The organism is Epilithonimonas sp. (assembly GCF_032054305.1).
Taxonomy (GTDB): domain Bacteria; phylum Bacteroidota; class Bacteroidia; order Flavobacteriales; family Weeksellaceae; genus Epilithonimonas.
In genome coordinates this window covers 231,478-244,300 of the sequence record NZ_DAMBSX010000004.1, presented here as the reverse complement: position 1 = coordinate 244,300, position 12,823 = coordinate 231,478, and the positions used below count along the sequence as shown (strand labels likewise).

Genomic DNA, 12,823 nt, shown 5'->3' with positions numbered 1-12,823 from the left:
ACACATTAAGAAACCGTTTTCCCCAAAAGCGTTCCTTGTGTATTCCCGTGAACGAAAACGGAAACAATGTCACCAATTTTCTGCCCTTCCAACATATCGAAAACACAAACCGCATTTTGAGAATTTCTTCCTTTCCATTGATTTTTGTTCTTTTTGGAAATACCTTCAATCAAAATTTCGTGAACCCTTCCGACGTAAGAAGCCATTCTCTTTTTGGATAATTCGCCTTGTAAAGCAATCACTTCTGCCAAACGTCTTTGTTTCACATCTGCCGGAATGTCGTCTTCCATCTTTTTGTGAGCAGGCGTTCCAGGTCTTTCAGAATAAGCGAACATATAACCGTAATCGTATTCCACTTCTCTCATTAAAGATAATGTATCTTGATGGTCTTCCTCAGTTTCTGTGCAGAATCCGACAATCATATCCTGTGAAAAAGAAATGTCGGGAACGATTTCCTTAGCCTGTTTGATTAGATCCAGATATTCCTGACGTGTATGCTGACGATTCATCAAATCAAGAATTCTGTCGCTTCCACTTTGAACCGGCAAGTGAACATATTTGCAAATATTATTGTGCTTTGCCATCACTCGGAAAACATCCAAGCTCATATCCTGAGGATTGGAAGTTGAGAATCGGATTCTCATATTTGGAACGGCGATAGCAACCATTTCCATTAATTGGGCAAAATTTACAGCCGTCAATTTTTGCATTTCAGTTGCTTTTGCAAAATCTTTTTTTGGACCACCACCGTACCAAAGATAAGAGTCAACATTTTGACCAAGAAGTGTAATTTCCTTGTAACCATTTTTCCATAGGTCAAGACATTCTTCTATGATGGAATGCGGATCACGGCTTCTTTCTCTTCCTCTTGTAAAAGGCACAACACAGAAAGTACACATATTATCACAACCTCTGGTAATTGTAACGAACGCTGTAACGCCGTTTCCGCCAAGACGGACAGGATTGATATCTGCGTAAGTTTCGTCTTTTGAGAGGATTACATTGATGGCGTCTCTTCCGTCATCGGTTTCTTTCAAAAGATTTGGAAGGTCTCTGTAGGCATCCGGACCAACAACCAAGTCTACCAGTTGTTCTTCTTCCAAGAATTTGGTTTTCAGTCTCTCGGCCATACAACCCAAAACGCCAACGGTAAGATTTGGTTTCTCTTTTTTTAGATTTTTGAATTGAGCGAGACGCATACGAACCGTCTGTTCTGCCTTCTCACGGATAGAACAAGTGTTAAGCAAAATCAAATCTGCTTCTTCCTGCTTCAAAGTCGTGTTGTAACCTTGCTCGTTAAGAATAGATGCAACAATCTCGGAATCGGAGAAGTTCATCTGGCAGCCATAACTTTCCAAAAATAATTTTTTACCATTTTCTGGTCTTTCTGCTATAGCAAAAGCTTCTCCTTGTTTGGTCTCGTCTATATATTTTTCCTGCACTATATTTATATTTAAAGCTCAAATTGGAAATCCAATGTTGAAGGACCCTGAACCCGAAATTTTGAACTGTTTAAGTTTGCAAAGATACAAAATATTGTGACAGAATGGCAGTCAATAATATAAACAGATTAATTCTATTGACTTTAAAAAGAGAAATAATTATTCAGGATCTGTTATTGCTTTTAGTGTTAATCTAAATCGAAAATCTATTGGCTGTCCATTGATAGTAGCGGGCGTCCATTTTTCTTCATGCCTTTGAAAGTTAGAACAATCATTCTATCGAATTCGTCAAGCCCTGTTTTCTTCGTCAGGATTATATCTTCCAGTTTTCCGTCTTTAGTGATTGTAAATTCTGTTTCTACCGTAAAAATGTCATTCCAGCTGAATCTTCTTAAATCAAGTTTAGCAATCAATTCTTTACGAAAGCGATCAATGTTATCTTTTCCATAATTATTATAAACAGGTGCACTGAAAAGCGGATAATATCCTTCTCTATAATTATTAAAAAAATCGTCCGGAAAAATGATAAATCTGGCAACTGCATTTTGCGCTATACCATTCAATGATGCCGGTTTCCAGCCATTCTGATATTTATTAGCTACTTCTCTGGCAAGATCGTAAGCACATTTATTTGACTCTACAACTTTGGGATTAAGATCTCTGATAAATTGTATGGAAGAGTCAGGCTTAATCAACAGGCTAAATTGGTAGATCTCATTTTTGTTTGAACAAGGTTGAAGTTTCTTTTCGACAACAATATCGTGAAGATCTTTGTAATAACCGATATAACCACCAGCATAAGGCATTTGATTTTCGGGATATCTTTGTAGAACCTCGGTTTGAGAATTAGCAATAGAAAATTTGAGTAGGAAAATTAAGACAAAAAATAATTTAGTTTTCATTATGGTTATACGTTTTAGTCTTTAAAATTAATATTCTTCATCCGAATGGTCAGATGTGAAATTGATCTCGAAAATAATATATGAACTTACCGGAACTCCGTTTTTGATTGCAGGCTTCCATTTCTTTTTGATACGTTTCATAGCGAAGTTCATATCCTGTTTGAATTCTTCATCGTTTCTTACTTTAGGGTAGATCTTCAGCTCGCTCATCTTTCCTTTCTCATCGATTGTAAGAACAAAAGAAAATTTCCCATTTACAGCGTAAGCGGTAATATCCACATAAGCATGAACCATTTTCATAAACTCATTTTTGAAAGCATCTTGTCCGCCAGGGAATTCTGCTTTTGAATCTGGAATTGTAATGCCTTTGGAAATTTCTGTCTGCGAATATGCGGTTGAACTTAGCAGTAAAGTTATTGTTAATAAAATGGTTTTCATTGGTCGGGATAATTTTCTCAAAGAAATTAAAAGAAGAATAGACAGTAGCTGATCAAATGTAAAGCATTTGTCAATTTAATTGGAAAATATCAAGAATCCTTACCTGTGTAGAAATTATAATCTTTGATCACAATGTTGATAAATTGTCGTTGCGTAAATTGTATGGAATCTGCATCTAATTTCAGAATTTCCACAATTTTTACAGTTAATCGATTGATGATCTGTCTGTCGTCGGTTTTCAGTGCCTTTTGGAAATTCTCTTTTATGATTCTTACATCATTATCAGTCAATAAAATTACCTGTGGAAAAGTCGGAACATAATCTTCTTTCAGTTGTTCCAAAATAGTGTGGGAAATATTGACATTGTTTTTCAGTGAAATAAGGGCTGTTCCTGTTGCGATATCGCCCAAACGCTGGTGATTTTTTGATACTACTGAAGTGATAAATGCGATGATTCCCATACTGCCAACAATATCGACCAAACGGAAGATCCATCTCATGAGATAATCTCCAAAACTTGCCTGATAGCCATCGATTTTCACAACTTTTATTTTCATTATTTTTTTTCCGAATGTCTGTCCTTCCATGAGGCTCTCCAAAACCAAAGTATAGATATGAACGGGTAGTGTGATCATAAGAACAAGTGCGCCGACAGACCAGCCGTCCATGTCCCGGATAAAGTCTGAGAAGTCAAAAACATTGCGCAGAATCCAAAATATAATCAAGATATACAATACTTTGATGAACAAATCGAGGAAAAAAGCAACAATCCTTTCTCCAATGCCTGCCAACGTAAAATATACATTTATATTTTGTGAAGTATTGATGGCGATCTGATTCATATTTTTATTATTTTAGCACTATGAGAGAAGTGGCTTTTATAAAGCAAAATAAAGAAAAATGGTTGGAAATCGAACAGGTTGTCAGCGGGAAAATGAAAAAAAATCCGGATGACCTTTCGTCTCTTTATATCAATCTTATTAATGATCTCTCTTTTGCACAGACTTATTATCCTAAAAGTAAAACTACAATTTATCTCAATTTTCTCTCTTCTCAAATTTTTCAGAGAATCTATAAGACCAAAAGGATAGAAGAAAACAGAATCAAGCATTTTTTTGTAACAGAAGTTCCGATGACGGTTTATCAATACCAGAGATATTTGTATTATGCTTTTTGTTTTTTTATTTTGTTTGTGGCAATAGGTGTTATTTCGTCTATTTATGACAAAGATTTTGCGACATTGATCTTAGGCGAGGGCTATGTAAATCAGACATTGGAAAATATCAAAAAGGGAGATGCAACGGCAATCTATGGAAGCGGTGCCAACTGGAGTTCATCCATAATGATCATCGTTAATAATCTGGTGGTTGGAGCAAAACTTTACATTTATGGGATTTCGGGAGGACTGGGGACTTTGTATGCCTTGATGCAGAACAGCATCATGCTAGGTGCTTTCCAGTTTTTTTTCAAAACACAGAATGTGCTATTGGAAAGTGCCAAAGGAATTTGGCTGCATGGTGCTTTTGAGATCTTTGGAATGGTGGTGGAAGCCATGGCCGGATTGATTTTAGGCGCATCAATTTTGTTCCCAAAAACCTTATCGAGATTAGAATCTTTCAAGCAGGGCTTCCGGGAGAGTTTTAAAATTTTTTTAAGTACAGTCCCATTTACCATATTTGCTGGAATTATAGAAGGTTTTGTAACCAGATATGCACAGACAATGCCGTTGGTCCTGAATCTGATCATCATCTTTGGAACGTTGTCTCTGATCGCTTTCTATTATTTTATATATCCATTTATCGTTATAAAAAAACTAAATCACCATGTACTTGTCTCAGGATATAAAAATCGATGATCTCATCAGCAATACGATTGAATTAATTTGAAGCAGATGAGATTTAGAATTCTTCTTTTACTGTTTTTTTCTTTGCAGGGAAACATTGTTTTCTCTCAGTACGATGCTGTGCAGCAAATGGAAATTGTTGAGGATTCCGCAAGTTATCATGTTAAAGAAGAGTTTGTTTTGACAGATTCTTTGGTCAGGTCCAATTATTCTACAAATAATACACTTTATCCGAAAAATTTCTTTCCAAATCTCAAAAATAAATATAAAGGAGGGGAGTTCGATTATGGAACTTCAAAATCTCAGGAATCTCTTTGGGATATCATCAAAAGGCATATTGCTAAGTTATTATCCAAGATTTTCAAAGACATAGACCCGAACAGAGCGACTGATTATACAGTTACTATTTTAAGAACTATTGGTATTTTGGTCATTGGAATTTTACTATATCTATTGATAAGATATCTAATGTCGAAAGAAGGAAATTTCTTATTTGGAAAAAAGAATCGAAAAATTAAAATTACAGTTCAGGACTTGGAAGAAAATATCCACGAGATCAATTTCCCTGAGAGAATCCTGAAATTTGAAAAACAAAAAGATTATCGTTCGGCAATTCGTTATCATTTTCTATTTGCGCTTAAAAAATTATCGGATAGAAATCTCATCAGCTGGAATCCCGAAAAAACCAATCGGGATTATCTCAAAGAACTAAAAAACATTAATTTGAAAGAGGATTTCAGCCGCATTATTTATATCTATGATTATATCTGGTACGGCGAATTTGATACAGAGGAGAAAGATTATCAGTATTATAAAACTTATTTTCATAAACTCTAAAAAGTCAATTCACTGCTGCAGATCAATGAGCAAAACTTTCAAAATATACGCTATAGTGTTTATCATCATATTAATTGTGGTGGCGATGTTTAGTGGGAATAGAAAACCGGCTTTGGATTGGCGAAAGAACTTTGATGTCGATAAAAAAACACCTTTCGGACTTTATATTTTTAATCAGGAGTCAACTGGTTTATTCCGGGGGAAATTGGAAAAAGTAGGAGTTTCACCTTATTCTTATTATCAAAAAAATGATCAGAAGAAACCACATAATATCTTGATTATTCAGAAAAAACTGGACGATGTTTCCTGGCAATATATTTTGAATGAGGTTTCGAATGGCTCCGATGTAATGTGGTTTACCAACGATACGACTGCCAAGTTGAGAGATACGTTGGGATTTAGATTCAAGACTGTGAGTGGTGAAAAAAATTATTATTTGCAGCTCACAGATGAAAAATTAGCTGATAGCAGGTTGTTCATTGATAAGTTTCCTGAGAATCAAGGTTTTTCTTACATCAGGAACGATATAGAAATTCTTGGAAAAACATTACATAAAGCTAAAAGTAACAAGTCTTCCTTTAGTGCGGATTTTGTGAAGATCAATTTCGGAAAAGGACATTTCTATATCCATTCAGAGCCTTTGGTTTTGACCAATTATTATATTTTAAATTCTAGGAATAAATATGTAGAAAATGTACTTTCTTATCTCCCGAATAGGGAAACCGTGTGGTTTATAGAAAATGATACATCTTTATCTATGTCGCCAATGCGATTCATTATCAGCCATCCGCCGTTGAAATCCGCCTGGTATTTGTTGATTGCAGGACTATTGATTTTTGTCTTTTTCAATGCCAAAAGAAAGCAAAGAATTGTTCCAGTAATAGAACCTTTGAAAAATACTTCGGTAGAATTTATAAGAAGTATCGGAAATTTATATCTTCAAGAAGGCGATTTCCACGAGATGATGGCGAAAAAAGCACAATACTTTTTGAGTAAGATAAGAATGGATCTGCTAATTGATACACATAGTCTGGATGAACAATTCATCCATAAATTGCATTTGAAAACAGGAAAAAATATAGAACTAATAAAAGAAGCTGTTACACTCGTGAAAAAAGGACAAGATCCTTACGCAAGTGTGATGAAGGAGGATTTGATACGGATGAATAGAATTTTGGATGATATTTTGAAATGATGAAAAGTGTCGCTCCTACGGAGCTCCGCTGAAACTCTCACTAATAACTACAAACATTCCGCTCCTACGGAGCTTAAGCTTACAAAATTAAATTATGGAAGAACAATACCAAGACCAAGCACCGGAATTCCAGTCCAGACTGGATATGACGGACTTACGAAATAATCTCGAACGCGTAAAAGCAGAAATCGCAAAAGTAATTGTCGGTCAGGAAAATATGATTGAACATTTGCTTGTTGCGCTGTTGTCAAACGGTCACGTTTTGATAGAAGGCGTGCCAGGCGTTGCGAAAACAATTACTGCAAAACTATTGGCCAAAACCATTTCGGTTGATTTCAGCCGAATCCAGTTTACGCCGGATTTGATGCCTTCTGATATTTTGGGAACTTCGGTTTTCAATGTCAAAGAAGCGGATTTCAAATATAAAAAAGGCCCGATTTTTTCGAATTTTATTTTGATTGATGAGATTAACCGTTCGCCTGCCAAAACGCAATCGGCTTTGTTTGAAGTGATGGAAGAAAAGCAAATCACGATGGACGGCGTGCGATATCCAATGGAAGAACCATTCTTGGTGGTTGCCACTCAAAACCCGATTGAACACGAAGGAACTTACCGATTGCCGGAAGCGCAACTTGATCGTTTCTTATTTAAAATCGAGGTTGGTTACCCGAATTTGGAACAGGAAATTGAAATCATTAAAAATCAACACAACAATAAGTTAGAAGATAAAACCGATTTGGTTCAAACGGTGATTTCCGGTCAACAATTGAAACAATATCAGCAGTTGGTAAAAGACATCATTGTTGAGCAAAATCTTTTGGAATATATTGCGAAAATCATTGTCAATACGAGACAAAATCAGTTTTTATACTTGGGCGCTTCGCCGAGAGCAAGTTTGGCTTTGTTGACTGCGAGTAAAGCTTTTTCCGCTATCCGAGGTCGTGATTTTGTGACGCCGGAAGATATCAAAGAAGCATCATACGCAGCTCTGAGACACAGAATTATCGTTTCGCCAGAACGTGAAATGGAAGGTTTGACGGCTGATGAAATTATCAGACAAATTCTTGAAAGCATAGAAGTTCCAAGGTAGAAATCTATAAATTAATGGAAATCAATTAAAGTGAAAACATTAAAACAAACATATATCAATAACAGATTCTTCTTCGCCCTCTTCGGTGTCGGAATCTGCTATGTTTTGGCATTTTTCTTTTCTTTTATGATGTGGATTGCCAACTCGTTGTTGATTTTTGTTTTATTGTTGACGGCGGTTGACGGTTTGATTTTATTTCAAAATAAGGAAGGGGTCAACGCGCAAAGAATCTTGCCCGAAAAGCTGTCGAATGGCGATGAAAATTCTGTAAAAATCGATATTAGAAATAATTACAATTTTAATATCAACACCAAAATTATTGACGAAATTCCTTTTCAATTCCAGAAGAGAGATTTCCTCATTAAGAAAAATATCGAAAGCGGAAACAATTGTTTTTTTGAATATATACTTGAGCCAAAAGAACGTGGCGAATACAGTTTTGGAAATCTGAATATTTATGTTGATTCGCCAATCGGATTGGTTTCCAGACGATTTACATTTCAAAAAGATGCAAAATTACCGAGTTATCCGTCATTCATCCATCTCAGAAAATATGAGTTGATGGCGCTTCAAAACGAATTTATGCTTGGTGGAATCAAGAAAATCCGAAAGCTGGGGCACACGATGGAATTTGAACAAATCCGAGATTACGTTCAGGGCGACGACATCCGAGGCATCAATTGGAAAGCGACATCCAAATCCAGCAAATTGATGGTCAATCAGTTTCAGGATGAAAAATCGCAACGCATCATAATGCTCATCGACAAAGGCAGAACGATGAAAATGCCTTTCAACGGTTTGAGTTTGCTGGATTATTCCATCAACGCGACGATGGCTTTATCTCATATTATTCTGAAGAAAGGCGACCGAGCAGGAATGATGACATTCGCCAAAAAAACGGAGAACAAAGTCGCATCAGACAACAAATCCGGACAATTGAAAAAGATTTCGGAAGCTTTGTACAACGTTCAAACCGATTTCTTCGAAAGTGATTTTGGAAGGCTTTATCAGGATATGAAATTTCATTTGAATCAAAGAAGTTTGGTTTTACTTTTCACCAATTTTGAAACTTTGGACGGACTTAATCGTCAAATGAAATATCTGCGAGGCATCGCCAAAAATCATCTTTTGGTAGTCATATTTTTCAAGAATTCTGAAGTTCACAAATTGCTGAATACCAATCCCGAAAATATGCAGGAAATCTATGACGAAATCATTGCTGAAAAATTTGAATTCGAGAAAAAACTGATTATTCAGGAACTCAGAAAATACGGAATTTACAGTATTTATACACTTCCGGAAAATCTCAACATCGATGTTATCAATAAATATCTGGAGATAAAAGCGCGTGGAATTTTGTAAATTTGAATCTAATTTCAATACAAGCCTTATCTAAACGAAGTGGCTTTGTAAACTTTAAAACATATAATTATTAAAAAAAACTTTGTGCGCTTCGTGTTCATAAATAATAAATCTTAAAATGAAACGCTTGTGTGAAAAATTAATTAGAAGGAAACACGTCTAAGCGCTCCAACTGACAAATAAAAAATAAATATTACAGATGAAAATCACACTCAATAGAATCAACGACGATTTTTTGTTCGAATGTTCCAATGAACAAGGCAACTCAATTTTACTTGACAACACAACTTTGCCTGGCGCAAAAGGCGTTTCGCCAATGCAATCTTTATTAATGGCAGTTGCCGGCTGTAGCGGAATTGATATCGTTTCAATCCTAAAAAAACAACGCCAAACTATAACCGATTTCAAAGCGGAAGTTGAAGGAGAAAGAGTTCAAGTTGATGAAGCAAAACCTTTCAAATCTATCAAAGTGAAATTTTTCCTCGAAGGCGAAATCGATCCGAAAAAAGCTAAAAAAGCTGGAGAATTATCGTTTGAAAAATATTGTTCTGTTTCCAAAACTCTGGAACCGAATGTGGAAATCACTTATGAAGTTCACGTCAATGGAGATATTGTGCAATAGAGTTTGAGTGTTAGAGCGTGTGAGATTTAAAGCATTGGAGAGTAAAAGCGTTTGAGCAAATCAAAAACTCTCTCAGACACTCAAACACTAAAACCCTCCAACTCACAAGAACTCTAATGCTTCAACCTCGGCTGAATCAACTTCGCCACCGTAGAAGTCCATCCGGTTTGATGGGAAGCGCCAACCCCTCGGCCATTGTCACCGTGGAAATATTCGAAGAACATAATGTAATCTTTGAAATGCGGGTCTTGGTTAAATTTCTCTACGCCACCATTGAACGCACGATTTCCATTTTCATCTCTCAGGAAAATACCACAAAGTCTATCGCCGATGTCTTTGGAAACTTCTTCCAGATTCTTTTGAACACCACTTCCTTTTGGATATTCAATCGTCAAAGCATCGCCGAAAAAGAAATGGAAACGTTGCAGACTTTCTACAATCAGGAAATTAATAGGGAACCAAATCGGTCCACGCCAGTTGCTGTTGCCGCCAAACATTCGACTGTCACTTTCTGCAGGCGTATAATAAACAACGTGTTCCTGGTCGTGAACGGTAAATCTGAACGGATTTTCCTCATAAACTTTGGACATCGCACGGATTCCGTAATCGCTTAGGAATTCGGATTCATCAACCAATCTCGTCAGAACTTTCGTCAGTCTTGTTTTTCGCAAAATACTCAAAAGGTGTTTGTTTCCTTCGCCTTCTACGTACCATTGAGAAACGAGTTTCGTTAACTCCTGTTTATTTTTCAGAATCCATTCCATCCGTTTTTTGAACTCCGGAAGTTTTTCCAACATACTGTGTTCCACCACTTCAACGGCAAACATCGGAATCAATCCAACAATGCTTCGAAGTTTGAGATTCACACTGTCACCATTGGAAAGCTGAAGCAAATCGTAGAAAAATCCGTCTTCTTCGTTCCAAAGTCCTTGTTTGCCTTCACCGATGTTTTCCATTGCTTCGGCGATATAAAGATAATGCTCGAAAAACTTGATGGCCATATCTTCATAAACAGGATTGTACGTTGCGAGTTCCATAGAAATACGCATCATATTCAGCGCATACATCGCCATCCAGCTCGTTCCGTCGGCTTGTTCCAGATGTTCCCCTTCATTGAATTCCATATTCCTGTCAAAGGCGCCGATGTTGTCCAAACCTAGAAATCCACCTCCAAAAAGGTTGTTCCCGTTATAATCTTTTCGGTTGACCCACCAAGTGAAATTCAGTAATAATTTCTGAAAAACCCTTTCCAAGAAAGCTAAATCCGGTTTTCCATTATTTTTTTCATCGATTTTAAAAACCCTGAAAGTCGCCCAAGCGTGAACCGGAGGATTCACATCATCAAAATTCCATTCGTAAGCGGGAACCTGACCGTTCGGGTGCATATACCATTCTTTGGTCAATGTAATCAATTGATTTTTAGCAAATTCTGAATCGATCACAGAAAAACTTACGCAATGGAACGCCAAATCCCAAGTCGCATACCAAGGATATTCCCACTTGTCGGGCATCGATATAATGTCCTTGTTATGAAGATGTTCCCAATCGCTGTTCCGGACAAAACCTTTTCTCTGAATCGGGAAATTCGGGTCGCCTTTCAGCCATTTTCCAACGTTGTAATGATAGAATTGTTTGTTCCAAAGCAAGCCTGCAAAAGCCTGTCTCTGAACATTTTTCTCATCTTCGTTGTCTATTTCTTTTTGAATGTTTCCGTAGAATTCGTCCGCATCCTGTTTTCTTCTCGCTACGATTTCATCAAAATCATAAAACGCATCCTCCATAATATGAGGCGACAACCGAAATTCGAAAACCTTGTTGCTATTCGCTTCGATGATTTCTTCGCAATGTAAAGACGCTTTTGTCCCAACTTTGGAAGGGTTCACTGTATCAAGACCTTTTGTAACGTATTGATTGATACCATCTTTGAAAAAACCTTCCGTCTTAGGAAGATTGAAAAGTCTTGAGCGATTCGTCTCGTTCTCACAAAACAAAGCGTCCACATTCCGGTTCCTAGAATATAACTTTTTGATGCTCAGACTATCGTGATGAATATCAATTTCGCCTTGCTTAGAAAAACCAAGTTTCGCTTTATAATCGTTGTAACCCCAAACCCAATTATTTCTATACCAAACTGTTGGCAAAACCACGATTGACGCAGGTTTGTTGCTTCTGTTATGAACATCGATTCTGATTAAAAAATCGTCTTCGCCAGCTTTGGCATATTCAATAAAAATATCAAAATACTCGTCGTTGTCGAAAATTCCCGTGTCAAATATTTCATATTCCATTTCGTTTTTGGAACGTTGTGCATTCACATTGATGAGGTCATCATACGGAAACGCATTGATGGGATATTTGTAAACCATCTTCATATAGCTGTGAGATGGCGTGTTGTCCAGATAATAAAAAATCTCCTTGATATCTTCGCCGTGATTTCCCTGATAATTGCTCAGCCCGAAAAAACGTTCCTTGACTCTGCAGTCATTTTTATTCCAAAAAGAGAGTGCAAAACACATCTGTTGCTTCTCATCCGAGATTCCTGCGATGCCTTCCTCGGCCCATCGGTACGTCCAGGCTTCTGCTGTATCGTGACCAGTAAATCCCCACGCATCGCCATTTGTGCTATAATCTTCCCGCACATTTCCCCATTGGCGGTGGCTCACGTACGGTCCCCATTTTTTCCAATTCGGGTTTTTTAATTTTTCTTCTTCAGTCATTCTTCTAATTATTTCAAAATAATTATTCTCTTTTTTAGGAGCATCACGGTTGTCCATTTGTTAGAACATCCCAACCCGCTGTCCACTATATCTTTTTTTGCTCAGACCATTGGTCATCAAAAGAAAATTATCTCAAAAGCAAAAAAAGGATGCCGTTCCCATCGGGGCTATGTTGAGGTTTTTCCTTTCTTTCAACGGATAAATGATAGTTGATAATCGATAAATGATAATTAAAAAACTCAATTATAAAATTTATTTTCCGAATCAACATCCGCTTAAAAAATCGATTCATCTATTCCTTTGCCTTCTTAAATTTCTTCGTACTTCAAAAAATCTCTGCGTTTAAAAATTTCAAGAAAAAAAACAGTGAATCGA

Annotated in this window: 11 protein-coding genes; 6 read left to right on the top strand and 5 right to left on the bottom strand. The window is 36.7% G+C overall.

Going from position 1 to position 12,823, the window contains the following annotated elements:
• Positions 1–5 precede the first annotated feature (5 nt).
• The 4 genes from miaB to RTX21_RS10235 form a co-directional block, all read right to left on the bottom strand.
• The gene (gene miaB / locus RTX21_RS10250) at positions 6–1,442 is read right to left on the bottom strand and encodes a tRNA (N6-isopentenyl adenosine(37)-C2)-methylthiotransferase MiaB (RefSeq protein WP_312767371.1); all 1,437 of its coding nucleotides are present in this window, start codon (positions 1,440–1,442) and stop codon (positions 6–8) included.
• Between the two features lie 206 nt (positions 1,443–1,648).
• A complete protein-coding gene (locus RTX21_RS10245; RefSeq protein WP_312767370.1) occupies positions 1,649–2,344 on the bottom strand; it encodes a hypothetical protein in 696 nt (231 codons plus the stop codon).
• A gap of 27 nt (positions 2,345–2,371) precedes the next feature.
• Positions 2,372–2,782, bottom strand: a complete 411-nt coding sequence (locus tag RTX21_RS10240; protein WP_312767369.1) for a hypothetical protein — start codon at positions 2,780–2,782, stop codon at positions 2,372–2,374.
• Between the two features lie 89 nt (positions 2,783–2,871).
• Positions 2,872–3,624, bottom strand: coding sequence for an RDD family protein (locus tag RTX21_RS10235; RefSeq protein ID WP_312767368.1), 753 nt, complete (start codon positions 3,622–3,624; stop codon positions 2,872–2,874).
• 20 nt (positions 3,625–3,644) lie between these two features.
• On the opposite strand from RTX21_RS10235, the gene RTX21_RS10230 reads away from it, so the two are divergent.
• The 6 genes from RTX21_RS10230 (at position 3,645) to RTX21_RS10205 (ending at position 9,731) form a co-directional block, all read left to right on the top strand.
• Positions 3,645–4,637, top strand: a complete 993-nt coding sequence (locus tag RTX21_RS10230) for a stage II sporulation protein M (RefSeq protein WP_312767365.1) — start codon at positions 3,645–3,647, stop codon at positions 4,635–4,637.
• Between the two features lie 36 nt (positions 4,638–4,673).
• A complete protein-coding gene (locus tag RTX21_RS10225) occupies positions 4,674–5,462 on the top strand; it encodes a DUF4129 domain-containing protein (protein ID WP_312767362.1) in 789 nt (262 codons plus the stop codon).
• Positions 5,463–5,487: 25 nt separating this feature from the next.
• Positions 5,488–6,657, top strand: a complete 1,170-nt coding sequence (locus RTX21_RS10220) for a hypothetical protein (protein WP_312767359.1) — start codon at positions 5,488–5,490, stop codon at positions 6,655–6,657.
• Positions 6,658–6,751: 94 nt separating this feature from the next.
• Complete coding sequence (locus tag RTX21_RS10215; RefSeq protein ID WP_312767356.1) at positions 6,752–7,747, top strand: MoxR family ATPase; 996 nt, start codon at positions 6,752–6,754, stop codon at positions 7,745–7,747.
• Positions 7,748–7,777: 30 nt separating this feature from the next.
• On the top strand, positions 7,778–9,109 hold the full coding sequence (locus RTX21_RS10210; RefSeq protein WP_312767355.1) for a DUF58 domain-containing protein: 1,332 nt from the start codon (positions 7,778–7,780) through the stop codon (positions 9,107–9,109).
• Between the two features lie 199 nt (positions 9,110–9,308).
• A complete protein-coding gene (locus tag RTX21_RS10205; protein WP_312767353.1) occupies positions 9,309–9,731 on the top strand; it encodes an OsmC family protein in 423 nt (140 codons plus the stop codon).
• Positions 9,732–9,844: 113 nt separating this feature from the next.
• Here RTX21_RS10205 and RTX21_RS10200 read toward each other — a convergent pair whose 3' ends face one another.
• Positions 9,845–12,448: an MGH1-like glycoside hydrolase domain-containing protein gene (locus RTX21_RS10200; RefSeq protein WP_312767731.1), complete on the bottom strand. Its 2,604-nt coding sequence runs from the start codon at positions 12,446–12,448 to the stop codon at positions 9,845–9,847.
• Positions 12,449–12,823 lie beyond the last annotated feature (375 nt).